Below are 26,849 nucleotides of genomic sequence, written 5' to 3' on the forward strand. Positions count from 1 at the left end.
ATCAGGCCCTGCTTGGTGCCGGTGATGGACATGTAGGCGGGGGTTGCCATGGATACGTTCCTTGTCGTTGAAAGTGCCCAGGCGATATGCCGGGGGCATCGGTGCTAGACAAGAACCGTGCCACTGGTCTTGAAACTCTTTTCCATCAAGGCGTTATTGGGGGAAGCCAAAAATTCGCTGGCGATTCTCATGGGAAGAACACTGAAAATTGCGCAACTTTTTGCACACCGCTTGCAAAGAGTTGCGCACTCTCTCGGAGCCCTTTGGGTATTTGTTCCCTAGCGTTCTATCCACAACGTTATCAACCAAAAAGTTGCACAGTTCTTCATTGGCAAGGCAGCCGAAGATGGGGCGCGCACTATCACACGACGCAGCACAGGTCCCCCGGCCACGCAGATCACCCGAGCGAAGTTTGCTGGGCAAATACGAGACGACACGTACCTGCGGATAGCGATGGTTGGTTGGTCGCTTTCAATGGTGGAGCGCCGCACGGTTTCGTTCCATCGGCCCAGGGTGAAGGAAAGTGAGTTATCGGAGAGGTTGGGGGCTGAAAGATATGGCCAGTTATGGCCAAAAGCCCTCTATGGAGAGGGCTTTTGGGGTAGGGCCAGCAGGGTTGTTCTGCTGCGGGGAACCGGAGGTGCGGTTCTTAGCCTTTCGGCCAAGGCTCAGTTGATCTGTGCGCCCTTGGCGATCCAGCTGCCGATCAGGTTGCGTTCTTCCTGGGTCATCTGCGTGATGTTGCCCAGCGGCATGATCTGCGAGGCCACGGCCTGGGCCTGGATCTTCGGTGCCAGTTGCTGGATCTGCTGCGGGGTGTCGAGCATGATCCCGCCTGGCGCGGTGCTGAACAGCTGGCTGGTCGGTTTCGCCGAGTGGCAGACGGTGCAGCGCTCCTGGATCACGTGATGGACCTTGTCGAAGTCGGCTCCGCTCGCGGCCCCGGCATTGGAGGCCTGGGTCGCGGCGGGCGCGGCTGGTGCGTCGCCGCCGGTCGCCGGTTGTGCCGGTGCCGCCGCCGGGGTGCTGGCCAGCGGTGCGGAAGCCTGCTGGTAGTTCGGCGTGGTGACGAAGGCCAGGGCGATCATGCCCAGCGCGCCGGCGGGCAGTGCCCAGGCGAAGCGGTTGCTTTCGTGGCGGGTGTTGAAGTAGTGGCGTACCAGTACCGCGAGCACCGCGATGGCGGCCAGGATCAGCCAGTTGTACTGGCTGCCGTAGGTGCTCGGGAAGTGGTTGCTGATCATGATGAACAGCACCGGCAGGGTGAAGTAGTTGTTGTGCCGGGAGCGCAGCAGGCCCTTGGCCGGCAGCACCGGATCGGGCTCGCGGTTTTCTTCGATGGCTTTCACCAGCGCGCGCTGGGCCGGCATGATCACCCTGAACACGTTGCCGACCATGATGGTGCCGATGATCGCGCCGACGTGCAGGTAGGCGCCGCGGCCGCTGAACACCTGGGTCAGGCCGTAGGCGGCGGCGACCAGCAGGACGAACAGGACCAGGCCGAGCAGGGCAGGGGTCTTGCCCAGCGCCGAATCGCAGAGGATGGTGTAGACGAACCAGCCGCAGACCAGCGAACCGATGCCGATAGCGATGGCCGCCGCCGGCGCCAGGTCGCTGCCGGGGGCGATCAGGTAGAGGGTCGGGTTCAGGTAGAACACGATGGTCAGCAACACCACCCCGGACATCCAGGTGGAGTAGGCCTCCCATTTGAACCAGTGCAGGTTCTCCGGCATTTTCGGCGGAGCCAGCTTGTACTTCTCCAGGTGGTAGATGCCGCCACCGTGGATTGCCCAGAGGTCTCCGGACAGGCCTTCACGCGGGTTGCTGCGGTTGAGGTTGTTCTCCAGCCAGACGAAATAGAACGAAGCGCCGATCCACGCGATCCCGACGATCATGTGAATCCAGCGCACCAGCAGGTTCAGCCATTCGATGAGATGTGCTTCCACAGTCTTGTACCTCTTGCCCTGGCCGGCGGACCGGCGGCAGGACCTCTCTTATTGGTTTGATTGGGGGTCGAGGAGGAGCTGTTCGTCCTCGGTGAAGAAATGCTCGTCGCAGTTGTTCCCGGAACCGCTGCGATCGACCACCAGGAAGTCATCCCGCTTTTCGATCGTCAGCACCGGATGGTGCCAGACGCCGCGGTGGTAATTGACGCCCTGCCTTCCGTTGGTCAGGAAGGCGCGGACGAGGCCCGGTACAGGTACATCGCCAAGTGGCGCGACCACGACCAGAAAGGGGTTGCCGAGCAGCGGGATGAAGGCCTGGCTGCCCAGCGGATGGCGTTCCAGCATGCGGATGCGCAACGGCATATCCAGCTTCTCGGCGCTGAAGATGCTGATGATCGCGTTATCTTCCGGCTGCGCGGTCTCGACCGTGGCCAGCTTGTGATAACGGCGGGTGGAGCCGTTGTTGATCATGAAATAGTCGCTGCCGGCGGTTTCGATCACGTCACCGAACGGGGCGAAGGCTTCCTTGGTCAACGGCTCGATCTTGAGAGTGCGCATACTGATCCTGTCGATTCTGTTTGTTGTATTCCGGACGCACGCGGGGCCCGGGTCTCACGGTAATTGTGGCCTGCCGAACAGGCGCAGGCGGCTGACGCCGCCGTCGGGAAAGATGTTCAGGCGTACATGGGTGATCGGGCCGAGGGCGTTGAGGTGCCGCTCGAACCGGTGTTCCTGGTGCATTTCCAGCTTCTGCGCTGGCAGCAGCTCGCGCCAGAAGAGGCTCTGCGCCTCGATCCGGGCCTCGTTCCCGCCTTCCACGAAGGCGGCCTGGATGCTGCAGCTTTCCGGATAGTTGCCCTTGAAGTGCAAGGTATCGACGACCGCCGCCTCGATGCTGCCGGGATGGCCGAGGGCGACGATCACCCAGTCGTGGCCCGGCGTGCGGCGGCGGCCGGTTTCCCAGCCGTCGCCCATGTTGATGGCACGTCCGGGGTTGAGCAGGTTGCCCATGCGTCCGAAATGCTGGTCGGAGCAGGCCAGCGCCCGGCCGCCGTTGACCGCTGCGGCCAGGTCGAGCGCCGTTCCCGGCGGCTGGCTGCTCCAGTCGCGGTAGGGCACGCCATAGAGGCGCAGGCGGGCGATACCGCCGTCCGGGTAGATGTTCAGACGCAGGTGGGTCCAGGGACGTTCGTCGTCTATCGGGTGGTAGTGATGGCTATCGCCCTGCAGCCCCACCGCCGGCAGCACTTCGCTCCAGGACGTGCTGTCGTCCGGGTCGCCTTCGGTGCAGAAGCAGCCATCCAGGGAAGCCGCCGGCGGATGGTTGCCGGTGAAGAAGCGGGTGTCGATGTCGACGCCCTTCAGCACGCCCGGCACACCCAGGCGGATCACCGCCTGGTCATGGCCCTCGAAGCGCTTGCGGCGGGTTTCCCAGCCGTCCATCCACTTGCCGCTGTCGTCGAACACGCCTTCCTTCCACACCGGTTCGCCGGCCTGCAGCATGCGGCTGGCCGGGGCGAACCATTCGTCGCTGACGGCGACCACCTGGCTGCCCAGGCGCGCGTCGGCGAGGTCGAGGTAGTGGCGGAAGGGCGCGTGTTCGGCGTTCATGCTCGTCTCCGCAGGCCTCAGAGCTGCTGCAGGCGGAACAGGGCGATCTTGTTGATCTCGGCCAGCGCGGTAGCGAACTCCTCGTCGGCGGAGTGCTGGATGCGTTCCTCGAAGGCCGCCAGGATCTGATGGCGGTTGCTGCCCTTCACCGCCTTGATGAAGGGGAAGCCGAACCTGGCCTTGTAGGCGTCGTTGAGTTCGGTGAAGCGGGCGAACTCCTCGGCGCTGCATTCGTGAATCCCGGCGCCGGCCTGCTCGGAGGTGCTGGAGGCGGTCAGTTCGCCACGGATCGCTGCCTTGCCGGCGAGGTCCGGGTGGGCGTTGATCAGCGCCAGCTGGGCCTCGCGGCTTGCCGACAGGAGAATGTCGGCCATGCGCTGGTGCAGGCCCTCGATATCGTTGAGGCTGTCGTCGATACCCAGGTCATAGGCCTTCTCGGCGACCCAGGGGGAGTGTTCGTAGATGTCGGCGAAGGCTTCGACGAAGGCCTCGCGGGACAGCGAGGCGGGGGTCAGGGTCTGGAAACGGCTCATGCCTCGGTCTCCTGGAAAGGATGCTCACGGTGCCAATGGCGGGCGATGTCTTCGCGGCGGGCGAACCAGACCTTGTCGTGGCTCTGCGCGTACTGGATGAAGCGCTCCAGGGCGGCCATCCGCGCCGGGCGACCGATCAACCGGCAATGCAGGCCGATGGAGAGCATCTTCGGCGCCGTCGCGCCTTCTTCGTAGAGCACGTCGAAGGCGTCCTTCAGGTACTGGAAGAACTGCTCGCCATTGTTGAAGCCCTGCACCTGGGTGAAGCGCATGTCGTTGGTGTCCAGGGTATAGGGAATCACCAGATGCGGTTTCTCCGCGGTGCTGGCCGGGTCCCAGTAGGGCAGGTCGTCGTCGTAGGTGTCGGAGTCATAGAGGAAGCCGCCTTCCTCCATCACCAGGCGCCGGGTGTTCGGGCCGGTGCGTCCGGTGTACCAGCCCACCGGGCGCTGCCCGGTGAGTTCGGTGAGGATGCGGATGGCTTCGAGCATGTGCTCGCGCTCCTGGGCCTCGTCCATGTACTGGTAGTCGATCCAGCGGTAGCCGTGGCTGCAGATTTCATGGCCGTCGGCGACCATCGCCCTGATCACCTCAGGGTTGCGCTGCGCCGCCATGGCCACGGCGAACACGGTGAGCGGCACGTTGCGTCGCTTGAACAGCTTGAGCAGGCGCCAGACCCCGGCGCGGCTGCCGTATTCGTAGAGCGATTCCATGCTCATGTGGCGCACGCCCTGCAAGGGCTGGGCAGCCACCATCTCGGAAAGGAACGCCTCGGACTCCTTGTCGCCATGCAGGACGCAGCGCTCGCCACCTTCTTCGTAATTGAGCACGAAGGACAGGGCGATGCGGGCATCGCCGGGCCAGTGAGGGTGGGGAGGGTTGTTGCCGTATCCGATCAGGTCGCGTGGGTAGTCAGCGCTCACAGCAGTGTTCCTTATTGTGGATGGGGCGGCGGGCCGGACGGGCCGGGGATGCCGTGATGGATTTATTGTATACAAGTTTGCCTGCGGTCTGTAAATACAATCCTGCTTGCCGATCCCTGCCATTCATCCAGCAAAAAACCTGCCCGACTGGTCAGTTAGCGAAGAATGAGGCCCTGCGGGGTGGGGCTTGTGGAAGGAATGCTCGATTTCGGGGCGGCTGCCGCATTTTCGGTTGTGGCGGTGTTTTTTGTATACAATTCATCGAAAGATAACTTATATTGCTTCGCAAGCGGCTCCCTGGCGGGCTGCAAGCGAGCGGCGCCGGGCAGGTCCCGGAGCGATCCCCATCGAACGAAGGCAAGAGGAGGAGTGGTGTCCGCCAGCGGGCGCCCGCAACCCATGGGACGTTTGACCACGCATGTACTGGATTCCGCACACGGCTGCCCCGGCCATGGCATCAAGATCGAGCTGTACCGGGTAGAAGGCCAGCAACTGGAACTGATCGCCACCACCCTGACCAACCACGACGGCCGCTGCGACCAGCCGGTGCTGCAAGGCGAGGACTTCCGTCCCGGGGTCTATCAACTGGTGTTCAACGCCGGCGACTACTATCGCGCCCGCGGCGTGCAATTGCCGGAGCCGGCATTCCTCGACCAGGTGGTGCTGCGTTTCGGCATCGCCTCCGCCGACGATCACTACCATGTGCCGCTGCTGATCTCGCCCTACAGCTATTCGACCTATCGCGGCAGCTAGGTGCGTGCCACGAAACATTGACTCCCTGAGTCCTTTTCCCTGGCCCGCCGTCGAGCGGGCCTTTTTTCGTTCGCGGGGAAGGCGCCGAGGGTTGCCGGTTATCCGCCATCTGCGGGGGGGGGGCAGGACGATGCGGCGCAAGGTGTGAATGGGCGACGGATGAGGCTGTGCGTCGCGAGCCCTGCGGGGCAACGACAGGTTCGAGGCGGATAGCCGCGTGCGGCCATCCGCCATCCGGGCGGGTCAGAGGAAGATGAACTTGGCGACGAAGATCACGAACAAGGCATAGAGGCTGGCCGAGACTTCGCGGTGCTTGCCGGTGAGGACCTTCATCGCGACGTAGGTGATGAAGCCCAGGGCGATACCGTCGGCCACCGAGAAGGTCAGCGGCATCATTATCACCGTGACGATCGCCGGGATGGTTTCGGTGTGCTCGTCCCAGTCGATGTGCGCCATCCCGCCCATCATCAGCATGGCCACGTAGATCAGCGCGCCGGCGGTGGCGAAGGCGGGGATCATCCCGGCCAGCGGGGCGAAGAACATCGCGGCGACGAACAGCACGCCGACCACCACCGCGGTGAGCCCGGTACGTCCGCCGGCGGCCACGCCCGCGGCGCTCTCCACGTAACTGGTCACCGGCGGGACACCGAGCATGCCGCCGAACACGCTGGAGGCGCTGTCGGCCTTCATCGCCTTCGACAGGTTCTCGATGCGCCCGTCCTCCTTCACCAGGTGCGCGCGCTGGGCGACGCCCATGAGAGTGCCGGCGGTATCGAACATGTGCACGAAGAGGAAGGCCAGGATCACGCTGATCATGGTGACGTTGAACGCGCCGGCGATGTCCATCGCCAGGAAGGTCGGCGCCAGGCTCGGCGGCGCCGAGAACACCCCGCCGTACTGCACCAGGCCGAGGGCCCAGCCGACCAGGGTGACGCTGAGGATGCTGATGAGGATGCCGCCGAACACCCGGCGGTACTCGAGCACGGCGATCATCAGGAAGCACAGTGCCGCCAGCAGCGGGCCGGGCGAGGTGAGGTGGCCGAGCTTGATCAGGGTCGCCGGGCTGGCCACCACGATGCCGGCGGTCTTCAGGCCGATCAGGCCGAGGAACAGGCCGACACCCGCGCCCATGGCGAACCTGAGGCTGCGGGGGATGCTGTTGAGCAGCCATTCGCGGACCCGGGAGAAGGTCAGCAGCATGAACATCACCCCGGAGATGAACACCGCGCCGAGGGCGATCTGCCAGCTGTAGCCCATGGTGCCGACCACGGTGTAGGTGAAGAAGGCGTTCAGCCCCATTCCCGGCGCCAGGCCCACCGGCCAGTTGGCGTACAGGCCCATCAGGAAGCAGCCGAGGGCGGCCGCCAGGCACGTGGCGACGAACGCCGCGCCGTGGTCGATGCCGGCGTCGGCCATGATGTTGGGATTGACGAAGATGATGTAGGCCATGGTGATGAAGGTGGTCAGCCCGGCCGCCAGCTCGGTCCTGACCGTCGTACCATGCTGGCGGAGCTTGAACAGGCGTTCGAGCAGGCCGGTGGCGGGCGGTGTCGCAGCGTAGATCCCTTGTTCTTCTTGTTTGGTGCTTTCCACAGCAGGTACTCCTCATCGCTCTTGTTGTTAGGTCCTGCGGGCCGGTTGGTTACCAGGTCCCTGACGCGGCTCGAAGGTGATGTGAGGGCACGATTTTCTGACCTTTGGGTCAAGAACTCGTGCGAGCGATTATGCCTTTGTATACAAAAAGGTCAAAGAATGTTTGAGGGTGTTTCGCCACATTTTTATCAGCTTTCCGTCACGCGTCCTTCCGGGCGGTGCCGCGCGCTCGGAACGAGGGGCGGAAAGGGGTGGTGCGCCGGATGCCGCTGCTTGTGTACACTATTTCGCTATCAGCCGCCGGCGTGCCTCACCCACGCCCGTGAGCGAGGATCAGCCCAGGCCACAAGCCGGACGCACAAGGTTCGAGACCGATGACCGATCAGTTGCAACACATCAGGAAGCCGCCGCGCACCGGCAAGGCTGCCCGCAGCGGTACCCAGGACGAGATCGTCTACGCCCACATCTTCGACGCCATCCTCGAACAACGCCTGGCCCCCGGCACCAAGCTGAGCGAGGAAGCGCTCGGCGAGATATTCGGCGTCAGCCGCACCATCATTCGCCGCGCCCTCTCGCGCCTGGCCCACGAGCAGGTGGTGCTGTTACGGCCGAACCGCGGCGCGGTGGTCGCCAGCCCGAGCATCGACGAGGCCCGGCAGATCCTTTTCGCCCGCCGCACCGTCGAGCGCGCCATCACCGAACTGGCCACCGACAACGCCACCGCCGAGCGCCTGGCCGAGTTGCGCGAGATGGTGGTGCAGGAACAATCCAGCTTCGCCCGTGGCGACCGGGGCGCCGGCATCCGCCTGTCCGGCGAGTTCCACCTGAAGCTCGCCGAGATGGCGCGCAACGCTCCTCTGGTGAGTTTCCAGCGCAGCCTGGTGTCGCAGACCTCGCTGATCATCGCGCAGTACGAAAGCGGCGGTCGCTCGCACTGCTCGTTCGACGAGCACAACGAGATCCTCGACGCCATCGAGAAGGGCGACAAGGAGCGCGCGGTGACCCTGATGATGCACCACATGGAGCATATCGACAGCAAGCTCAACCTGGAGAGCGACAACGCTTCCGGCGACCTGCACGCGGTGTTCTCGCACCTCCTCGGCGGCAAGAAGAAGCCACGCCGGGCCAAGGCCGACAGCGACTCGGCGGCCTGATCCGAAGCATGAAAAAGCCCCGCGATGCGGGGCTTTTTCGTTTCCGCCGGGAGTCAGTCGCGGCGATGCACCGAGCGACCGGCGGCGAAGGTTTCCTTCACCGTGCGGTCGTCGCCGAGGATGGTCAGCGCGAACAGCCGTTCGGCCAGGCTGCCGGCCTGGCTCAGGCGGTAGGAGAGCAGCGGGGTGGCGTGGTAGTCGAGGACCACGAAGTCCGCCTCGTTGCCGGTGGCGAAGCTGCCGATCCGGTCGTCCAGCTCCAGCGCGCGGGCGCCGCCGAGGGTGGCGAGGTAGAGCGACTTGAACGGATCGAGGCGGGCGCCCTGCAACTGCATGACCTTGTACGCCTCGTTCAGGGACTGCAGCTGGGAGAAGCTGGTGCCGGCGCCGACATCGGTGCCGAGGCCGACCTTGACCTTGTAGCGCTCCAGCTTCGGCAGGTCGAACAGACCGCTGCCGAGGAACAGGTTGGAGGTCGGGCAGAACGCCACTGCCGAGCCAGTCTCCGCCAGGCGCTGGCATTCGCCGTCGCACAGGTGCACGCCATGGGCGAACACCGAGCGCGGCCCGAGCAGGCCGTGGTGGTCGTAGACGTCCAGGTAGCCGCTGCGCTCGGGGAACAGCTCCTTCACCCACTCGATTTCCTTGAGGTTCTCCGACAGGTGGGTGTGCAGGTATACGCCGGGATGCTCGCGCAGCAGCCGCGCCGCCATGTCCAGCTGTTCCGCGGTGCTGGTCGGGGCGAAGCGCGGGGTCACTGCGTAGAGCAGACGGCCCTGGCCGTGCCAGCGCTCGATCAGCGCCTTGCTGTCGCGGTAGCTGCTCTCGGCGGTGTCGGTCAGGTAGTCCGGCGCGTTGCGGTCCATCATCACCTTGCCGGCGATCAGGCGCAGGTCCAGGCGCCGGGCGGCCTCGAACAGCGATTCCACCGACTGCCGGTGCACGCTGCCGAAGACCAGCGCGGTGGTAGTGCCGTTGCGCAGCAGTTCCTGCAGGAAGATCTCGGCGACCTGGTCGGCATGGGCCTGGTCGCCGAATTGGCGCTCGGTGGGGAAGGTATAGGTGTTCAGCCAGTCCAGCAGTTGTTCGCCGTAGGAGGCGATCATCCCGGTCTGCGGGAAATGGATGTGGGTATCGATGAAGCCGGGGGTGATCAGCGCGTCGCGGTACTCGAAGACCTCGACCTCGCCGATCTCGCCGAGCAGGGTTTCGGCGTCACCGAGGCGAGCGACCTTGCCGTCCTCCACCAGCAACAGGCCGTCCTCGAAGTATTCGTAGGAGCGTTCGACGCCGACCTCCGCGGGGTCGGCGATGCTGTGCAGGATGGCGGCGCGGTAGGCTTTGGCGTTGCGGGTCATGGCAGTCTCGAAAAAAGGTTCGTGGGAGGTCCGCCGCCTGGCGGCGGACGCGGGGGAGCGGGGGGCCGCTCAGGATTCGTGGGCGCGGCGCGACTCCGGGGTCAGCCGGGTGACGCTCGACGGCCCCTGCTTGCGTTCCAGGCCGAAGGCGGCGTTGTAGGTGGCGATCACCTCGCCGGCGATGGAGATGGCGATCTCCGCCGGCAGCTTGCCTTTCACCTGCTCCAGGCCCATCGGGCAGCGCATCCGTTGCAGGCGTTCGGCGTCGACGCCACGTTCGCGCAGGCGGTGCTCGAACTTGACGCGCTTGGTCTTCGAGCCGATCAGGCCGAAGTAGGCGAAGTCGTTGCGCGCCAGGATCGCCGCGGTAAGCTCCAGGTCCAGCGGGTGATTGTGGGTCATGACGATGAAGTGGCTGCCGGGCGGCATCCGCTCGACCTCGTCGAGCACTTCGTCGTTCACCACTTTCTCCACGCCGTCGGGCAGGAGCGCGGGAAATTCGTGTTCCCGCGAATCGATCCAGCGCACCCGGCAGGGCAGGCTGGCGAGCAAGGGTACCAGGGCGCGACCGACGTGGCCCGCGCCGAACACGGCGATGTGTGCCTGCGGCTGGCCCATCGGCTCGAACAGCAGCACCGTGGCGCCGCCGCAGCACTGGCCGAGACTGGCGCCCAGGCTGAAGCGCTCCAGGCGGGTGTCCTGGGTCCGCGCGGCGAGCATTTCCCGGGCAATGGCCTGGGCCCTGTATTCCAGGTGGCCGCCGCCGATGGTGTCGTAGAGCCGCTCGGCGCTGACCACCATCTTCGAGCCGGCGTTGCGCGGGGTCGAGCCGCGTTCCTCGATGATGGTCACCAGGACGCAAGGTTCGCCGCTACGCTGCAACTCGGCCAGGGCGCTGATCCAGTTCATCTCGTCATCCTCCCGATCGCGGCGGTTCAGGCCGGTTCGACCGCGGCGTCCGCCGCTTGCGCCTGGGCGGCCTTCAGCCGGCGCATCTGTTCCACGCCCCAGAGCACCCGCTCGGGCGTCGCCGGCGCGTCGATGGCGGGTTGCGCGCGGTAGTCGGCGAGGCTGGCCACGGCGTCCTTGATCGCGCACCAGACCGAGATGCCGAGCATGAACGGCGGCTCGCCCACGGCCTTGGAATGGAACACGGTCTGCTCCGGATTCTTGCGGTTCTCCAGCAGTTTCACCCGCAGGTCCAGCGGCATGTCGGCGACGGCGGGAATCTTGTAGCTGGCCGGGCCGCTGGTCATCAGCTTGCCCTTGGCGTTCCAGACCAGTTCCTCCATGGTCAGCCAGCCCATGCCCTGGACGAAGCCGCCTTCGACCTGGCCGATGTCGATGGCCGGGTTCAGCGAGTCGCCGACGTCATGCAGGATGTCGGTGCGCAGCATGCGGTATTCGCCGGTGAGGGTATCGACTATCACCTCCGAGCAGGCGGCGCCGTAGGCAAAATAATAGAAGGGCCGGCCACGGGCCTGCTCGCGGTCGTAGAAGATCTTCGGCGTGCGGTAGAAGCCGGTGCTGGACAACGAAACCTGGCCGAAGTAGGCCTGCTGGACCAGTTCCTCGAACGGCAGGATCAGCTCGCGGATACGCACCTGGTTGTTGCGGAACTCGACGTCTTCCTCGCTGACCTTCCAGTGCCGTGCGGCGAACTCCACCAGGCGCCGCTTGATGGTTTCGGCGGCATTCTGCGCGGCCTTGCCGTTCAGGTCGGTGCCCGAGGAGGCGGCGGTGGGGGAGGTATTGGGTACCTTGTCGGTATTGGTGGCGGTGATCTGGATGCGCTCCACGTCGACCTGGAAGACCTCGGCGACCACCTGGGCGACCTTGGTATTGAGGCCCTGGCCCATCTCGGTGCCGCCATGGTTCAGGTGGATGCTGCCGTCGGTATAGATGTGGATCAGCGCACCTGCCTGGTTGAGGAAGGTCGCGGTGAACGAAATGCCGAACTTCACCGGGGTCAGCGCCAGGCCTTTCTTCAGGACCGGGCTGGCGGCATTGAAGGCACGGATTTCCTCGCGGCGGCGGGCGTACTCGCTGCTCGCTTCCAGCTCGGCGGTCATCTCCGCCAACAGGTTGTGCTCGACGGTCTGGTGGTAATGGGTGACGTTGCGCTCGTTCTTGCCGTAGTAGTTGAGCTTGCGCACCTCCAGCGGGTCCTTGCCCAGGCTGCGGGCCACGGCGTCCATGATCTCCTCGATGGCGACCATTCCCTGGGGCCCGCCGAAACCGCGGTAGGCGGTGTTCGAGGCGGTGTTGGTCTTGCAACGGTGGCCGTTGATGGTGGCGTTGCCGAGGAAGTAGGCGTTGTCCGAGTGGAACATGGCGCGGTCGACGATCGAGCCGGAGAGGTCCGGCGAATAGCCGCAATTGCCGGCCAGGTCGATCTGGATGCCGTGCAGGCGGCCATCGTCGTCGAAGCCGACGTCGTATTCGACGTAGAACGGGTGACGCTTGCCGGTGATCTGCATGTCCTCCATGCGCGGCAGGCGCATCTTCGCCGGACGCCCGGTGTGGTAGGCGACCACCGCGCACAGGCAGGCCGGCGCCGCGGCCTGGGTTTCCTTGCCGCCGAAGCCGCCGCCCATGCGGCGCATGTCGATGACGATGCGGTTGAAGGAAACCCCGAGGACCTCGGCCACCAGCTTCTGCACTTCGGTGGGGTTCTGGGTCGAGCAATAGACGATCATGCCGCCGTCTTCGCTGGGCATTACCGAGGAAATCTGCGTCTCCAGGTAGAAATGCTCCTGGCCGCCGATGTGCAGCGTGCCTTGCAGGCGATGCGGCGCGCCGGCCAGCGCGGCGGCGGAATCGCCGATGCGGTGCTGGTGGCTGTCGAGGACGAAATGGCGCTTGCGCAGGGCCTCGACCACGTCGAGCACCGGCTCCAGGTCTTCGTACTCGACGATCGCCGCCATGGCCGCCTTGCGCGCGGTTTCCAGGCTGTCGGCGGCGACCGCCAGGACCATCTGTCCGACATACTCCACCTTGCCATCGGCCAGCAGCGGGTCGCCGGCCACCACCGGGCCGATGTCGAGCTGGCCGGGAACGTCGGCGGCGGTGAGGGCGATGGCGACGCCGGGGAACTGGTAGCAGGGCGTCACGTCGAGGCGGGTGATGCGGGCGTGGGCGCGCTCGCTCAGGCGCGCATAGACGTGCAACTGGTTGGGAAACTCCAGGCGATCGTCGATGTAGATCGCCTCGCCGCTGACGTGCTTGGGGGCGCTTTCGTGCTTGACGCTGCGGCCGACTCCGGTGGTCAGCTCGGCGCGGAACAGGTCGGCCAGCTCTTCCTGGCTCTTGTGCGGCTTGCGATGGTTAGACATAGGCGGTCACCCGGGTTTCGACGGCGGGAGCGTGCAGCTCCAGGAAGCATTTGCGCAGCAGGTTCTGCGCGGTCAGCAGGCGATATTCCTTGCTCGCGCGGAAGTCGCTGAGCGGGGTGAAGTCGTTCGCCAGGGCGGCCGCGGCGCGTTCGAAGCTGGCGGCTTCCAGGCGCGCGCCTTGCAGCGCCGCTTCGCAGGCGGCGGCGCGCTTGGGAATCGCCGCCATGCCGCCGAAGGCGACCCTGGCGCGGGCGATCCGGCCATCTTCCAGGTCGAGGCTGATGGCGGCGCAGACCGCGGAAATATCGTCGTCGATGCGCTTGGAGACCTTGTAGGCCTTGAACGCCTGGCTGGGCCGGGCACGCGGGACCAGGATCTTCTCGATGAACTCGCCTTCTTCGCGGGCGGTGACCTTGTAGTCGAGGAAGTACTCCTCCAGCGGCAGCTCGCGGCGCCGTTCGCCGCGGCGCAGGACGATCTTCGCGCCGAGGGCGATCAGCAGCGGCGGGGCGTCGCCGATCGGCGAGGCGTTGCCGATATTGCCGCCGAGAGTGCCCTGGTTGCGGATCTGCAGGGACGCGAAACGCTGCAGCAACTCGCCGAAGTCCGGGTAGTCCGCGGCCAGCGCCTGGTAGCAGTCGGTCAGCGGGGTGGCGGCGCCGATTTCCAGGCAGTTGGCGCCCACTTCGATGCGTTTCATTTCGCGGATGTGGCCGACATAGATCATCACCGGCAGTTCGCGATGGAACTGGGTGACCTCCAGCGCCAGGTCGGTGCCGCCGGCCAGCAGGCGTGCCTGCGGATTGGCGCCGTAGAGGTCGGCCAGGTCGGCGACGGTGAGCGGCAGCAGGCAGCGCCGGTCACCGCTGTTCAGCTCGGCGGTTTCGCGCGGAGCGATGGCGCGCAATTGCTCGATGGTGGCGGCTTCCCGGGCGTCGAACTGGTCTGCGCGCTTGTGGCAGCAGGCCTGCTCGGCGGCGTCGAGGATCGGCCGGTAGCCGGTGCAGCGGCAGAGGTTGCCGGCGAGCGCCTCGTGGGCCTTGGCCGGATCGGCGCCGGCGCTGTTCTTCTGCAGGGCGAACAGCGACATGACGAAACCCGGCGTGCAGAACCCGCACTGCGAGCCATGGCAGTCGACCATCGCCTGCTGCACGTCGTGCAGGCGGTCCTGGTGCTTGAGGTCCTCGACGGTGATCAATTGCTTGCCGTGAAGGGCGGAAACGAAGGTCAGGCAGGAGTTCAGGCTGCGATAGCGGATGCGTTCGGCACCATCCTCGCCGGTGACCAGTTCGCCGACCACCACGGTGCAGGCGCCGCAATCGCCGGAGGCGCAGCCTTCCTTGGTGCCGGTCTTGCCGAGGTGCCGGCGCAGGTAGTCGAGGACGGTGAGGTTGGGGTCCAGGCGTTCTTCGACGCGGATCTCCCGGTTGAGCAGGAACCTGATCAAGGCGTGCCTCCAGGCGGGTTCTTGTTATTGAATTCTAGGCCTTGCAGGAGAACCGGCCGGAGTGGGGCGGTTTCCGCACAGGGCTCCACGGTAGGAGCTATGGAGGCGAATCTAGAAAAAACTGACTTTTGAGTCAAATAATTTTTTGACCTGTAGGTCAGTCAGTTTGCCCATAAACGAAAACGGCACCCGAAGGTGCCGTTTCCCAGGGGCGGGACGCTCAGATGCGCTGGGTGTCGGTAAGCTGGTATTCCTCGCCGGCATAGTAGGCGCGCACCTTCGGGTCCATCACCGCGCGCCAGAGCGGTGGGAACAGGGCGAGGACGATCATCCCGGCGTAGCCGTTGGGCAGTTGCGGGCTGCTGTCGTAGTGGCGCAGCACCTGGTAGCGGCGCTTGGCGTAGGCATGGTGGTCGGAATGGCGCTGCAGGTGGAAAAGGAACAGGTTGGTCAGGAGGAAATTGCTGTTCCACGAGTGTTCCGGCGTGGTGCGTTCGTAGCGGCCGTTGTCCAGGCGCCGCCGATGCAGGCCGTAGTGCTCGACGTAGTTGACGATCTCCAGCAGGGTGAAGGCCATCACCGACTGGCCGAGGAAGAAGATCGCTCCCAGCCAGCCGAAGGCCAGGCTGAAGCCGAGCAGGAAGAGGGCGCTGATGGCGTACCACCAGATCAGCTCGTTGCGCCAGTGCAGGGCCGGCAGGCCCTTGCGCTTCAGGCGCTCGGCCTCCAGGCGCCAGGCGTTGAGGAAGTTGTGCTTGTAGGCGTGCGGGAGGAACGAGTAGAGGCTCTGGCCGTAGCGCGAGGACGAGGCATCTTCCGGGGTCGAGACGTGTACATGGTGGCCGCGCACGTGTTCGACCTTGAAGCCGGCATAGCACACCGCCGCCAGCAGCAGGCCGCCGGCGTTCTGTTCCAGTTGCGGGTCCTTGTGGATCAGTTCGTGGGAGACGGTGATGCCGATGGCGCCCATCACGGTGCCCACCGACAGGATCCAGCCCAGTTGGCCGACCCAGTCCCAGCGGGTCTCGTGGGCGAGGATCCAGCCGGACCAGACGAGCATGCCCAGCAACAGCGGGACGGTGGCCAGGGACAGTACGCGGTAGTAGCCCTGTGCTTCCATCTCCGGCACTTCGCTGGCTTCCTCGGGGTTGGCCGGATCGCGGCCGACGATGGCATCGAGGATCGGGATCAGCCCGAACACCACGCTGATCACCAGCCAGGGCCAGGCGTTGGGGTAGTCGCTACCGAGCGACCACCAGTAGCTGAGCGGGATGCCGAGCACCGCGATCAGCCAGATCCAGTAGCCGTACTTTTTCAGACGCAGCATCCAGGCAGAGGAAAGCGAGGCAAACATGGGAAGTCCTCGTATTTATCTTGTTAGATTGTCTGACAATTGTCCTCCCTTGACCGGCCTGCCCCATCCCAACCTTCGTTCTGTCCGCCGCTTCGCCGGGAAGCCGGCGGGGTAACGCCCTGTGTTACACTTCCCATCCATATACCCCCGGAAAACGCGCCCCTGGATAAAAGGATCACCATGACGTTCAAGGCCCCGGACAGCCTGGCAGAGCAGATCGCCCACCACCTCGCGGAACGCATCATCCGGGGAGAACTCAAGGAACGGGAACGTATCCAGGAGCAGAAGGTCACCCAGACCCTCAACGTCAGTCGCGGCTCGGTCCGCGAGGCGCTGCTGATTCTCGAACGCCGCCACCTGGTGAACATCCTGCCGCGCCGCGGCGCCCAGGTGTCCGAACTGTCCCCGCAACATGTGGAAAGCCTCTACGCGCTGATCGTGCAGCTCTACATCCTGCTGGCGGAAAGCGTCGCCCGGCGCTGGCGCAGCGAAGCCGAGCTGGCACCGTTCCTGGTCATCCAGCAGCGCCTGCTGAACAACCTGGCGCAAAGCGATATCGACGGCTTCGTCGAGGCCAGCTTCGACATCATGCGCGCGGCCTTTCCTTTCGCGAACAATCCCTACCTGCAGGAGACCGTCGAAAACCTGCTGCCGGCGGTGAGTCGCGCCTACCACCTGGCGCTGGAACGGCGCAAGGCGGAAATGAACCAGTTCCTCGGCAGTTTTGCTCAGCTCCTGCAAGCGGTGATCGCCCGTGACGAGGCGAGGATCCGCGAGGTCCTGCTGGAATACGGCCGCCACAACTGCCAGCTGGTGCTGGCCGCGCTCGCCGAACGCTGATGGCGACCCTGGCGGGAGCGCACGCATGCGCCTGAAGAGCATCAAGCTGGCGGGGTTCAAGTCCTTCGTCGATCCGACCACGGTGAACTTCCCCAGCAACATGGCGGCAGTGGTAGGGCCGAACGGCTGCGGCAAGTCGAACATCATCGACGCGGTGCGCTGGGTGATGGGCGAAAGCTCGGCGAAGAACCTGCGCGGCGAGTCGATGACCGACGTCATCTTCAACGGCTCGAATACCCGCAAGCCGGTGAGCCAGGCGAGCATCGAGCTGATCTTCGACAACGCCGAGACCACCCTGGTGGGCGAATACGCCCAGTACGCCGAGATATCCATTCGCCGGCGGGTCTCGCGGGATGGGCAGAACACCTATTTCCTCAACGGCACCAAGTGCCGGCGGCGCGACATCACCGACATCTTCCTCGGCACCGGCCTGGGGCCGCGCAGCTACTCGATCATCGAACAGGGCATGATCTCCAAGCTGATCGAGGCGCGTCCGGAAGACCTGCGCAACTTCATCGAGGAAGCCGCGGGCATTTCCAAGTACAAGGAGCGCCGCCGCGAAACCGAAAGCCGCATCCGTCGGACCCAGGAAAACCTGGCACGCCTCACCGACCTGCGCGAAGAGCTGGGGCGGCAACTGGAACGCCTGCACCGGCAGGCCCAGTCGGCGGAAAAATACCAGGAGCACAAGGCCGAGGAGCGCCAGCTCAAGGCCCAGCTGGGTGCCGTGCGCTGGCGCGACCTGAACGAGCAGGTCGGTCAGCGCGAGCGGGTCATCGGCGACCAGGAGGTCGCCTTCGAGGCCCTGGTAGCCGAGCAGCGCGGTGCCGATGCCGGCATCGAACGGCTGCGCGACGGCCATCACGAGTTGTCCGAACGCTTCAACCAGGTGCAGGCACGCTTCTATTCGGTCGGCGGCGACATCGCCCGGGTCGAGCAGAGCATCCAGCATGGCCAGCAGCGCCAGCGCCAGTTGCAGGACGACTTGCGCGAAGCCGAACGGACCCGCCAGGAAACCGAATCGCACCTCGGGCACGACCGTACCTTGCTCGCGACCCTGGCTGAGGAAATGGCCATGCTCGCACCGGAACAGGAACTCAGCGCGGCCGCCGCGGAAGAAGCGGGCATCGCCCTGGAACAGGCCGAGCAGGGCATGCAGGCCTGGCAGCAGCAGTGGGATGCCTTCAACCAGCAGAGTGCCGAACCCCGCCGCCAGGCCGAGGTGCAGCAGTCGCGCATCCAGCACCTGGAGCAGAGCCTGGAGCGCCTGCAGGATCGCGAGCGGCGCCTGCAGGAGGAGCGTGGCCAGTTGGCGGCCGACCCTGAGGACGCGGCGATCCTCGAACTCAACGAGCAGGTGGCGATCGCCGAACTGGCCCTGGAAGAACTGCAATTGCAGGAGCAGGGCCAAGCCGAGCGACTCGAACAATTGCGCCAGGAATTGCAGCAACTGGCCGCCGAACAGCACCAGGCGCAGGGCGAGTTGCAGCGCCTGAACGGGCGCATCGCTTCGCTGGAGGCCCTGCAGCAGGCCGCTCTCGATCCCGGACAGGGCGCCTTGGAGTGGTTGCGCGAGCAGGGCTTGGAACAACGTCCGCGCCTCGCCGAAGGCTTGCGTGTCGAGCCGGGTTGGGAGCTGGCGGTGGAGACCGTGCTCGGCGCGGATCTGCAGGCGGTCTTGCTGGACGGCTTCGACGGGCTCGCCCTGGCCGGCTTCGGCAAGGGCGAGCTGCGCCTGCTCAGCCCCGCTCGTGGAGCCGCGACGGCGGCCGGTTCGCTGCTGGACAAGGTCCGCGCCGACGCCGACCTGAGTCCCTGGTTGGCCCGGGTGAAACCGGTGGAGACCCTGGAACAGGCGCTCGCCCAGCGCGGCGCCCTGGACGACGGCGAGAGCCTGATCAGTCGCGATGGCTACTGGGTCGGCCGGCACTTCCTGCGGGTCCGGCGCAGCGACGAGGCCCAGGGCGGCATGCTCGCCCGCGCCCAGGAACTGGAGGCGTTGCAGGAGCGGCGGGAGGCCCTGGAAACCCGTGTCGCCGAAGGCGAGGAGCGTCTGGCTGCGGCCCGCGACGAGCAGCGCGAGCTGGAAGGCGCGCGCGAGCAGGTGCGGCGCCAGGTCCAGGAGGAGGGGCGCCGGCACGGCGAGCTGAAGGCGCAGTTGTCCGCGCAGCAGGCCAAGGTCGAGCAACTGGTACTGCGTCGCCGCCGTCTCGACGAAGAAGTGGCGGAACTGGCCGAGCAGCGCGCGCTGGAACAGGAGCAACTGAGCGAGGCGCGCCTGACCCTGCAGGAAGCGCTGGATAGCATGGCGCTGGACACCGAGCGCCGGGAAACCCTGCTGGCGGAGCGTGACGCCCTGCGCGAACGGCTCGACCGGATTCGCCAGGATGCCCGCACCCACAAGGACCATGCGCACCAGTTGGCGGTGCGGGTCGGCTCGCTGAAGGCGCAGCACAATTCCACCCAGCAGGCCCTGGAGCGCCTCGACCAGCAGTCGGCGCGCCTCAACGAGCGTTGCGAACAGCTCAACCTCAATCTGGAGGAGGGGGCGGCACCGCTGGAAGAGCTGCGCATGAAGCTCGAGGAGTTGCTGGAGCGGCGGATGGCCGTCGAGGACGAACTCAAGCAGGCGCGGCTGGCCCTGGAAGACGCCGATCGCGAACTGCGCGAGGTGGAGAAGCGCCGCGGCCAGGCCGAGCAGCAATCGCAACTGCTGCGTGGCCAGCTGGAGCAGCAGCGCCTGGAGTGGCAGGGGCTGGTGGTGCGGCGCAAAGCCTTGCAGGAGCAGCTCGCCGAAGACGGCTACGACCTGCATACGGTACTGGCCAACCTGCCCCTGGATGCCAGCGAACGCGATTGGGAGGAGCGTCTCGAGAGTCTCGCGGCGCGCATCCAGCGTCTGGGGCCGATCAACCTGGCGGCGATCGAGGAGTACCAGCAGCAGTCCGAGCGCAAGCGCTACCTGGACTCGCAGAACGACGACCTGGCCGAAGCGCTGGAGACGCTGGAAAACGTCATCCGCAAGATCGACCGGGAAACCCGCAATCGTTTCAAGGAAACCTTCGACCAGATCAATGCTGGCCTTCAGGCATTGTTCCCGAAGGTATTCGGCGGCGGTACGGCATATCTGGAACTTACCGGCGAAGATCTACTCGATACCGGTGTGGCGATCATGGCGCGCCCGCCGGGCAAGAAGAACAGCACCATCCACTTGTTGTCCGGCGGGGAAAAGGCGCTGACCGCGCTGGCGCTGGTATTCGCCATCTTCCAGTTGAACCCGGCGCCGTTCTGCATGCTCGACGAAGTCGATGCGCCATTGGACGATGCCAACGTCGGACGTTATGCGCGATTGGTGAAGGAGATGTCGGAAAAGGTGCAGTTCATCTATATCACCCACAACAAGATCGCCATGGAAATGGCCGATCAGTTGATGGGCGTGACCATGCATGAGCCGGGCTGTTCACGGCTTGTTGCAGTTGACGTGGAAGAGGCGGTCGCATTGGCTGAAGCCTGAGTGTCAGGCAGTGTAAACTTGTGCATGGGCATGTTAGTTTAATGGCCACTTTTTGTATCGCGTGGGAAAGTTCTGTCAGAACAAGGTTGGCTCCACGTTTCAAGGGACAGGACGTCCTTTTTTCATTTTTTATTCACCATTTTCACTAGGGGCTACGGAATTACATGGATATCGGTCTGCGCGAATGGCTTATCGTTATCGGGCTTATCGTGATCGCCGGCATTCTCTTCGACGGTTGGCGGCGGATGCGGGGCGGCAAGGGCAAGTTGAAGTTCAAGCTCGACCGCAGTTTCGCCAATCTGCCGGACGACGACGGCGACTCGGCTGAACTGCTGGGGCCGGCGCGCGTGGTCGAGCATCGCGAGCCATCCTTCGACGAACAGGACCTGCCCAGCGTCAGCGCCCGCGAAGCCAAGGAACGCAAGGGCGGCAAGCGCCAGGAAGAGCCGCGCCAGGGCGATCTGGACCTCGACGAGGGGCTGGCCCTGGAGGCGGACCCGAGCGATGCCGCCGAGACGGTGGAGCCGCGCAAGGGCAAGTCGAAGGGCCGCAAGGAGAAAGAGCGGGAGAAAGCCCCTGCGGTTGCTGCCGAACCTGCCCCGGTCGACGAGGTGCTGATCATCAACGTCATCGCCCGCGACGAGAGCGGCTTCAAGGGGCCGGCATTGTTGCAGAACATCCTCGAGAGCGGCCTGCGCTTCGGCGACATGGACATCTTCCATCGCCACGAAAGCATGGCCGGCAATGGCGAGATCCTGTTCTCCATGGCCAATGCGGTGAAACCGGGCACTTTCGACCTGGACGACATCGACAACTTCAGCACCCGCGCCGTGAGCTTCTTCCTCGGCCTGCCGGGGCCGCGCCATCCGAAGCAGGCCTTCGACGTGATGGTTGCCGCCGCGCGCAAGCTGGCCCACGAGCTGAACGGCGAGCTGAAGGACGAGCAGCGCAGCGTGTTGACCGCCCAGACCATCGAGCACTACCGCCAGCGCATCATCGACCATGAGCGTCGCAGCCTGATGCAGAAGCGCTGATCCGGCCACAGCCCCTTTCTTCGTACGGGAGGGGGCGAACTACTCTATAGAGCAGCCGAGGCTGCTCTTTTCGTTTCACGGACTCCCACCATGACCGACACCCAGGCTGCCGCCGAACGCATCGCGCAACTGCGAACCGAACTGGACACCCACAATTACCGTTACTACGTGCTCGACGAACCGAGCATTCCCGACGCCGAATACGATCGCCTGTTCCGCGAGTTGCAGGCGCTGGAGGCCGAGTACCCGCAACTGCTGACGCCCGACTCGCCGACCCAGCGGGTCAGCGGCACGCCGGCCTCGGCGTTCGGCGAAGTGCGCCATGAGATCCCCATGCTCAGCCTCGGCAACGCCTTCGAGGAGCAGGACCTGCTGGACTTCGACCGCCGCGTACGCGAAGGACTGGCCGACCTGTTGCCTGGCGGCGGCCTGCTCGGCGGTGGCGCGGAGGTCGAGTACAGTTGCGAGCCGAAGCTGGACGGCCTGGCCGTCAGCCTGCTCTACGAACGCGGCCAACTGGTGCGCGGCGCCACCCGTGGCGATGGCAGCACCGGCGAGGACATCACCAGCAACGTACGCACCATTCGCAACGTACCGCTGAAGCTGCACGGCGAAGGCTGGCCGGAGATCCTCGAAGTGCGCGGCGAGGTGTTCATGTCCAAGGCCGGTTTCGAGGCGCTCAACGCCAAGGCCGTGGAAACCGGCGGCAAGACCTTCGCCAACCCGCGCAACGCGGCGGCCGGCAGCCTGCGCCAGCTGGATTCGAAGATCACCGCCAGTCGCCCGCTGGAATTCTGTGCCTACGGCTTCGGCCAGGTCAGCGGGACGCTGCCGGACACCCAGGTGGGCATCCTCGAGGCGTTCCGCAGCTGGGGTATCCCCATCAGTCGCGAGCTGCGCCTGGTCAAGGGCGCCCAGGCCTGCCGCGACTACTACGACGACATCGGTCGCCGACGCGATGCGCTGGCCTACGAGATCGACGGCGTGGTGTTCAAGGTCAACCGCATCGCCTTCCAGCGCGAACTGGGCTTCCGCGCGCGCGAGCCGCGTTGGGCGATCGCCCACAAGTTCCCCGCGCGCGAGGAGTTGACCGAGCTGCTGGGTGTCGAGTTCCAGGTCGGCCGCACCGGCGCCGTGACCCCGGTGGCACGCCTCAAGCCGGTGCAGGTGGCCGGCGTCACGGTGTCCAATGCGACCCTGCACAACATGGATGAAGTCGCCCGCCTGGGCCTGCGCATCGGCGATACGGTGGTGATCCGCCGTGCTGGCGATGTGATTCCGCAGGTCATGCAGGTGGTGCTCGAGCGCCGCCCGGCGGATGCGCAGGCTATCGAGGTGCCCGAGCATTGCCCGGTCTGCGGCTCGGCCGTGGAGCGGACCCAGTTGGTCAAGCGCAGCAAGGGCAAGGAGTCGATCAGCGAGGGCGCCATCTATCGCTGCGTCGGCCGCCTCTCCTGTCAGGCGCAGTTGAAGCAGGCGATCATCCATTTCGTATCGCGCCGGGCAATGGACATCGACGGTCTTGGCGACAAGATCGTCGAGCAACTGGTGGATCGCGGGCTGGTCGCCTCGCCGGCGGATCTCTATACCCTGACCTATGAACAGGTGTTCGAGCTGGAAGGGTTCGCCGAGCTGTCCACCAACAACCTGCTGACGGCCATCGCCGATAGCCGCAAGCCTTCGCTGGCGCGCTTCATCTTCGCTCTGGGTATTCCCGACGTCGGCGAGGAAACCGCCAAGCTGCTGGCGCGTTCGCTGGGTTCGCTCGAGCGGATCGGCAAGGCGCTCCCGGAAGTGTTGACCTACCTGCCGGACGTCGGCGCCGAGGTAGCCTACGAGATCCACAACTTCTTCGCCGACGAGCACAACCGCCAGGTGATCGCCCAGTTGCGCGATGCCGAACATGGCGTGCAGTTGCAGGAAGAGGGCGAGGTCGCCGCGGAGTTCGCCGCTTGTGCCTCGCTGGCCGGTTTCATCGACAAGCTGAACATTCCCTTCATCGCCGCCACCGGCGCGGAAAAGCTGGCCAGCCGCTTCGGTTCGCTCGACGGCATCATCCGCGCCGACTGGCTCGATCTACGCCAGGTGGAGCGTCTGCCCGAGCGAGCGGCGAAAAGCCTGCGCGATTTCTTCGACGAGCCGGCCAACGTGCAGCGTGCCCTGGCCATCGAGGCGCAGTTGCGTGAGTTCGGCATGCATTGGCAGAGCGAGCGCAAGGCGGTCGAAGGCCTGCCTCTGGCCGGGCAGACCTGGGTGCTGACCGGCACCCTGGAGGCGATGAGCCGGGACGTGGCCAAGGACAAGCTGGAAGGGCTCGGCGCCAAGGTGGCCGGCTCGGTGTCGGCCAAGACCCACTGCGTGGTCGCCGGGCCCGGCGCCGGCTCGAAGCTGGCCAAGGCCAACGAGCTGGGCGTGAAGGTGCTCGACGAAGACGGCCTGCTGAAACTGTTCGACGAGCACGGCGTCGCCCGCTGAAGCGGCGGCGCTGCTGCGAAAGATTTCCGAAGACTGGAGTTAACGATGGACAAGGCAAGAAAGCAGCGGTTGCTGGGCGTGCTCGCATTGGTGGTGCTGTTCGGCGCCTACGTGGGTTGGAGCGAGCGGCCGCGCATCCTGCTGCATTACAGTGGCCAGGCTTCGGCGCCGATCGCCTACAGCTACAAGGAGCAGGGCGTGGAAACCTTCTCCGGGGAGATCCGGCCCGGCCAGGTCCGCGAGTTTCCGGTGAAGCTGTTCGGCGGCAGCGATTACCGGATCGCCTTCTCCTTCCATCGCGGTGAGGAGAAGTATGCGTCGTTCAGCACCAAGCCGGGCTGGGGCACCCTGGACCTGTATGTCGATACCGAGCTGAGCGTATCGACCCAGCCGCCGCCGGAGGGTCTGATCCAGCAGCAATGAACCGCCTTCGCGAAATGGATTGCAAACGTAAGTGCTTGAAGTGGTTGTAACTTACGCGCAAGCCGGTAGAATGGCGCGGCCTACCCGAGGGTAGGCTGCAATGGTGGCCCTGTCGGTCCCCCCGCAACGATTACCCGTCAACCTGGTCAGGTCCGGAAGGAAGCAGCCACAGCGGGAACATCGTGTGCCGGGGTGTGGCTGGCGGGGCCGCCTCCATTTCAGGCCCGCCATTTTTCGCACGCCGCCGCCGCTCTTATCGGTAGCGCTGCAGTATCTCCTCGATCTCTCCGCTGCGCTTCATTTCCTCGAACGTCTTCAGTATCGCTTCCACCGGAACCTCTGCGGAGTCCCGCACCATGCAGCTCACCGCCGTCTCTTCGAGCTGCGCGGCTTCCTGGAGTGGCGGCTGCCCCGGCGCCTGGCGGTTGCTCCAGTGCAGCGACAGTTGATGGCTGACCGCGTAGCGGTAGCGGCCGGCGCGCAGCTTTTCCAGCACCAGATCCTGGGTGCGCGCATCGTCGCGGCGCAGTCGGCCGATGTCGAACAGCGCTTGCAAGCGGGGATAGCTGTAGCCAAGGACGGTACCGATACGCTGGGCCGGCAGCGCCTCGGGAATCGGCGCGAAGCCTTCGCGGGCGACCAGGATGTCGCGTTGCACCAGCAGCGCGACGCTCCAGCGATAGCCGGGGAAGTCGTGGCTGAGCCAGGCGGGGCTGATGTAGCAGCGGACATCGATTTCGCCAGCGTTCATCGCCTGCTCGATGCGCCCGCGCGGGTAGGGGTGGTAGAGCGCCTTGCGGCCGACCTGCCGGGCAAGGGAGCGGGTGATGTCGTAGACGATGCCGTCGATCGGCTGGCCCCGTTGCAGGCGGACCAACGGCATGCTCCAGCTTTCCATCACCGAGAAGCGCAATGGCGTCGCGTCGGTCTCCGCGGCCGTCGCTGGCAGGGCCGCGAGCAACTGCAGCAGGAGCAGCGCCGGTGCGCCGAAATGAGGCATGAACGATGTCAGGGAAGGTAGAGTCATTGCCACCGACGAGGGCTGCTGAAGGGCCAGGGGAATTCTTAGCACGCAGTTTGCCAAGTCGGCGAGCGCAGAAGGGGTAAATTGCGCTAGCATTGGCCGACTTGTGCTTCCCTTCTGCGACGGTTTTCGATGAGTTATCAAGTTCTTGCGCGTAAATGGCGTCCCCGTTCCTTCCGTGAAATGGTCGGCCAGACCCATGTGCTCAAGGCTCTGATCAACGCCCTGGACAACCAGCGGCTGCACCATGCCTACCTGTTCACCGGTACCCGCGGGGTCGGCAAGACCACCATCGCGCGGATCCTGGCCAAGTGCCTGAACTGCGAGACCGGGGTCAGCTCCACGCCGTGCGGCGAATGCTCGGTCTGTCGCGAAATCGACGAAGGCCGCTTCGTCGACCTGATCGAAGTGGACGCCGCGAGCCGGACCAAGGTCGAGGATACCCGCGAGCTGCTCGACAACGTGCAGTACTCGCCGACCCGCGGACGCTACAAGGTCTACCTGATCGACGAAGTGCATATGCTCTCGTCGCACAGTTTCAATGCGCTGCTCAAGACCCTCGAGGAGCCGCCGCCGCACGTCAAGTTCCTGCTGGCCACCACCGACCCGCAGAAGTTGCCGGTGACCATCCTCTCGCGCTGTCTGCAGTTCTCCCTGAAGAACATGCCGCCGGAGCGGGTGGTCGAGCACCTGACCCACGTGCTCGGAGCCGAGAACGTGCCCTTCGAGGATGACGCCCTGTGGTTGCTCGGGCGCGCCGCCGACGGCTCGATGCGTGACGCCATGAGCCTGACCGACCAGGCCATCGCCTTCGGCGAGGGCAAGGTGCTGGCCGCAGACGTGCGGGCGATGCTCGGTACCCTCGATCACGGCCAGGTCTATGGCGTGCTCCAGGCCTTGCTGGAGGGCGATGCGCGCGCCCTGCTCGAAGCGGTGCGCCACCTGGCCGAGCAGGGGCCGGACTGGGGCGGCGTGCTTGCCGAAATACTCAACGTGCTGCACCGCGTCGCGATCGCCCAGGCCCTGCCGGAAGCGATCGACAATGGCCAGGGCGACCGCGAGCGGGTGCTGGCCCTGGCCCAGGCGTTGCCGGCGGAAGACGTACAGTTCTATTACCAGATGGGCCTGATCGGCCGCCGCGACCTGCCGCTGGCGCCCGATCCGCGTAGCGGCTTCGAGATGGTGTTGCTGCGGATGCTCGCGTTCCGCCCGGCGGACGCCGACGGCGCGCCGAGGACGCCGCTAAAGGACCTGGGGATCAGCAAGGCCACGACTGATCCCGCCAACTCCCCCGTGGCCGGCGCGGCCTCGCCTGCGCCGGTCGCTGCCGTTGCTGCCGCGCCCGTAGCTGCGCCCGTCGAAGCCCCGGCTGCCCCGGCGGCAGCACCATCCGCGCCGCCGGCGGCGGTCGAGGCACGCGTCGCGGAAGCGGTTGTCGAAGAGCCCGCCGCCGCGGCAGAGGTCGTCGACTTGCCCTGGGAAGAGCCGGCGCCGAGCCTCGCTGCCGAGCCCGAGCCCGAGCCCGAGCCCGA

At 65.5% G+C, this 26,849-nt stretch carries 20 protein-coding genes and 1 other RNA gene; 9 read left to right on the forward strand and 12 right to left on the reverse strand.

Annotated elements, in window-relative coordinates; all coding sequences use genetic code 11:
* Positions 1 to 668: 668 nt before the first annotated feature.
* From HMPREF3014_RS26395 to puuE, 5 genes are read right to left on the reverse strand one after another with little or no spacing between them, the layout of a single operon-like run.
* On the reverse strand, positions 669 to 1,946 hold the full coding sequence (locus HMPREF3014_RS26395; RefSeq protein WP_003083321.1) for a urate hydroxylase PuuD: 1,278 nt from the start codon (positions 1,944 to 1,946) through the stop codon (positions 669 to 671).
* 48 nt (positions 1,947 to 1,994) lie between these two features.
* Positions 1,995 to 2,504 (reverse strand): ureidoglycolate lyase, encoded by a 510-nt coding sequence (locus HMPREF3014_RS26400; protein WP_009876176.1) that lies wholly within the window; start codon positions 2,502 to 2,504, stop codon positions 1,995 to 1,997.
* 54 nt (positions 2,505 to 2,558) lie between these two features.
* The gene (gene alc, locus HMPREF3014_RS26405) at positions 2,559 to 3,557 is read right to left on the reverse strand and encodes an allantoicase (RefSeq protein ID WP_009876177.1); all 999 of its coding nucleotides are present in this window, start codon (positions 3,555 to 3,557) and stop codon (positions 2,559 to 2,561) included.
* Between the two features lie 17 nt (positions 3,558 to 3,574).
* Positions 3,575 to 4,090, reverse strand: a complete 516-nt coding sequence (gene uraD / locus HMPREF3014_RS26410; RefSeq protein WP_003087205.1) for a 2-oxo-4-hydroxy-4-carboxy-5-ureidoimidazoline decarboxylase — start codon at positions 4,088 to 4,090, stop codon at positions 3,575 to 3,577.
* Complete coding sequence (gene puuE / locus HMPREF3014_RS26415) at positions 4,087 to 5,013, reverse strand: allantoinase PuuE (RefSeq protein WP_003083336.1); 927 nt, start codon at positions 5,011 to 5,013, stop codon at positions 4,087 to 4,089. The genes uraD and puuE overlap by 4 nt, the downstream gene beginning before the upstream one ends.
* Before the next feature lie 372 nt (positions 5,014 to 5,385).
* On the opposite strand from puuE, the gene uraH reads away from it, so the two are divergent.
* Positions 5,386 to 5,766: a hydroxyisourate hydrolase gene (gene uraH, locus HMPREF3014_RS26420; protein ID WP_003087207.1), complete on the forward strand. Its 381-nt coding sequence runs from the start codon at positions 5,386 to 5,388 to the stop codon at positions 5,764 to 5,766.
* A gap of 243 nt (positions 5,767 to 6,009) precedes the next feature.
* Here the strand turns inward: uraH and HMPREF3014_RS26425 are convergent, their stop codons facing one another.
* Positions 6,010 to 7,359, reverse strand: a complete 1,350-nt coding sequence (locus HMPREF3014_RS26425; RefSeq protein ID WP_003087209.1) for an NCS2 family permease — start codon at positions 7,357 to 7,359, stop codon at positions 6,010 to 6,012.
* Between the two features lie 374 nt (positions 7,360 to 7,733).
* On the opposite strand from HMPREF3014_RS26425, the gene HMPREF3014_RS26430 reads away from it, so the two are divergent.
* On the forward strand, positions 7,734 to 8,513 hold the full coding sequence (locus tag HMPREF3014_RS26430) for a GntR family transcriptional regulator (protein WP_003083340.1): 780 nt from the start codon (positions 7,734 to 7,736) through the stop codon (positions 8,511 to 8,513).
* Positions 8,514 to 8,566: 53 nt separating this feature from the next.
* On the opposite strand, the gene guaD is transcribed toward HMPREF3014_RS26430, so the two are convergent.
* From guaD to alkB2, 5 genes are all read right to left on the reverse strand, one after another.
* Positions 8,567 to 9,871 (reverse strand): guanine deaminase, encoded by a 1,305-nt coding sequence (gene guaD, locus HMPREF3014_RS26435; RefSeq protein ID WP_003083342.1) that lies wholly within the window; start codon positions 9,869 to 9,871, stop codon positions 8,567 to 8,569.
* Between the two features lie 69 nt (positions 9,872 to 9,940).
* Positions 9,941 to 10,780: a xanthine dehydrogenase accessory protein XdhC gene (xdhC, locus tag HMPREF3014_RS26440; RefSeq protein WP_003083344.1), complete on the reverse strand. Its 840-nt coding sequence runs from the start codon at positions 10,778 to 10,780 to the stop codon at positions 9,941 to 9,943.
* Between the two features lie 26 nt (positions 10,781 to 10,806).
* The gene (gene xdhB / locus HMPREF3014_RS26445; RefSeq protein ID WP_003122919.1) at positions 10,807 to 13,206 is read right to left on the reverse strand and encodes a xanthine dehydrogenase molybdopterin binding subunit; all 2,400 of its coding nucleotides are present in this window, start codon (positions 13,204 to 13,206) and stop codon (positions 10,807 to 10,809) included.
* Positions 13,199 to 14,653, reverse strand: coding sequence for a xanthine dehydrogenase small subunit (gene xdhA / locus HMPREF3014_RS26450; protein ID WP_003083347.1), 1,455 nt, complete (start codon positions 14,651 to 14,653; stop codon positions 13,199 to 13,201). The genes xdhB and xdhA overlap by 8 nt, the downstream gene beginning before the upstream one ends.
* A 220-nt stretch (positions 14,654 to 14,873) precedes the next feature.
* Complete coding sequence (gene alkB2, locus HMPREF3014_RS26455; RefSeq protein WP_003083349.1) at positions 14,874 to 16,007, reverse strand: alkane 1-monooxygenase AlkB2; 1,134 nt, start codon at positions 16,005 to 16,007, stop codon at positions 14,874 to 14,876.
* Between the two features lie 180 nt (positions 16,008 to 16,187).
* Here alkB2 and HMPREF3014_RS26460 point away from each other — a divergent pair, with 180 nt between their 5' ends.
* The 6 genes from HMPREF3014_RS26460 to ffs all read left to right on the forward strand — a co-directional run bounded on the left by HMPREF3014_RS26460 (position 16,188) and on the right by ffs (position 24,500).
* Positions 16,188 to 16,847, forward strand: coding sequence for a GntR family transcriptional regulator (locus tag HMPREF3014_RS26460; protein WP_003083350.1), 660 nt, complete (start codon positions 16,188 to 16,190; stop codon positions 16,845 to 16,847).
* A gap of 25 nt (positions 16,848 to 16,872) precedes the next feature.
* Positions 16,873 to 20,361: a chromosome segregation protein SMC gene (gene smc / locus HMPREF3014_RS26465; protein WP_009876179.1), complete on the forward strand. Its 3,489-nt coding sequence runs from the start codon at positions 16,873 to 16,875 to the stop codon at positions 20,359 to 20,361.
* A 164-nt stretch (positions 20,362 to 20,525) separates the two neighbouring features.
* Complete coding sequence (gene zipA / locus HMPREF3014_RS26470) at positions 20,526 to 21,395, forward strand: cell division protein ZipA (RefSeq protein ID WP_003083352.1); 870 nt, start codon at positions 20,526 to 20,528, stop codon at positions 21,393 to 21,395.
* Positions 21,396 to 21,485: 90 nt separating this feature from the next.
* Positions 21,486 to 23,870: an NAD-dependent DNA ligase LigA gene (gene ligA / locus HMPREF3014_RS26475; protein ID WP_023087607.1), complete on the forward strand. Its 2,385-nt coding sequence runs from the start codon at positions 21,486 to 21,488 to the stop codon at positions 23,868 to 23,870.
* Between the two features lie 45 nt (positions 23,871 to 23,915).
* Complete coding sequence (locus HMPREF3014_RS26480) at positions 23,916 to 24,293, forward strand: hypothetical protein (protein ID WP_003083354.1); 378 nt, start codon at positions 23,916 to 23,918, stop codon at positions 24,291 to 24,293.
* A 110-nt stretch (positions 24,294 to 24,403) separates the two neighbouring features.
* Positions 24,404 to 24,500, forward strand: an RNA gene (ffs, locus tag HMPREF3014_RS26485) — signal recognition particle sRNA small type.
* A 46-nt stretch (positions 24,501 to 24,546) separates the two neighbouring features.
* Here the strand turns inward: ffs and HMPREF3014_RS26490 are convergent.
* Complete coding sequence (locus tag HMPREF3014_RS26490) at positions 24,547 to 25,413, reverse strand: substrate-binding periplasmic protein (RefSeq protein WP_003120462.1); 867 nt, start codon at positions 25,411 to 25,413, stop codon at positions 24,547 to 24,549.
* Positions 25,414 to 25,449: 36 nt separating this feature from the next.
* Between HMPREF3014_RS26490 and dnaX the strand changes: the two genes are divergently transcribed.
* A partial coding sequence (dnaX, locus tag HMPREF3014_RS35225; protein ID WP_256562447.1) for a DNA polymerase III subunit gamma/tau occupies positions 25,450 to 26,849 on the forward strand: 1,400 nt, incomplete at its 3' end.

The sequence above is a fragment of the Pseudomonas sp. HMSC065H01 genome, assembly GCF_001815235.1.
Lineage (GTDB): Bacteria > Pseudomonadota > Gammaproteobacteria > Pseudomonadales > Pseudomonadaceae > Pseudomonas > Pseudomonas aeruginosa.

Excerpts from the sequence above, each read along its gene's own strand:
- HMPREF3014_RS26400 (WP_009876176.1), bottom strand. The coding sequence starts at position 2,504 with ATGCGCACTCTCAAGATCGAGCCGTTGACCAAGGAAGCCTTCGCCCCG.
- alc (WP_009876177.1), bottom strand. The coding sequence starts at position 3,557 with ATGAACGCCGAACACGCGCCCTTCCGCCACTACCTCGACCTCGCCGAC.
- uraD (WP_003087205.1), bottom strand. The coding sequence starts at position 4,090 with ATGAGCCGTTTCCAGACCCTGACCCCCGCCTCGCTGTCCCGCGAGGCC.
- HMPREF3014_RS26430 (WP_003083340.1), top strand. The coding sequence starts at position 7,734 with ATGACCGATCAGTTGCAACACATCAGGAAGCCGCCGCGCACCGGCAAG.
- guaD (WP_003083342.1), bottom strand. The coding sequence starts at position 9,871 with ATGACCCGCAACGCCAAAGCCTACCGCGCCGCCATCCTGCACAGCATC.
- xdhC (WP_003083344.1), bottom strand. The coding sequence starts at position 10,780 with ATGAACTGGATCAGCGCCCTGGCCGAGTTGCAGCGTAGCGGCGAACCT.
- xdhB (WP_003122919.1), bottom strand. The coding sequence starts at position 13,206 with ATGTCTAACCATCGCAAGCCGCACAAGAGCCAGGAAGAGCTGGCCGAC.
- alkB2 (WP_003083349.1), bottom strand. The coding sequence starts at position 16,007 with ATGTTTGCCTCGCTTTCCTCTGCCTGGATGCTGCGTCTGAAAAAGTAC.
- HMPREF3014_RS26460 (WP_003083350.1), top strand. The coding sequence starts at position 16,188 with ATGACGTTCAAGGCCCCGGACAGCCTGGCAGAGCAGATCGCCCACCAC.
- smc (WP_009876179.1), top strand. The coding sequence starts at position 16,873 with ATGCGCCTGAAGAGCATCAAGCTGGCGGGGTTCAAGTCCTTCGTCGAT.
- zipA (WP_003083352.1), top strand. The coding sequence starts at position 20,526 with ATGGATATCGGTCTGCGCGAATGGCTTATCGTTATCGGGCTTATCGTG.
- ligA (WP_023087607.1), top strand. The coding sequence starts at position 21,486 with ATGACCGACACCCAGGCTGCCGCCGAACGCATCGCGCAACTGCGAACC.
- HMPREF3014_RS26480 (WP_003083354.1), top strand. The coding sequence starts at position 23,916 with ATGGACAAGGCAAGAAAGCAGCGGTTGCTGGGCGTGCTCGCATTGGTG.
- HMPREF3014_RS26490 (WP_003120462.1), bottom strand. The coding sequence starts at position 25,413 with ATGCTAGCGCAATTTACCCCTTCTGCGCTCGCCGACTTGGCAAACTGC.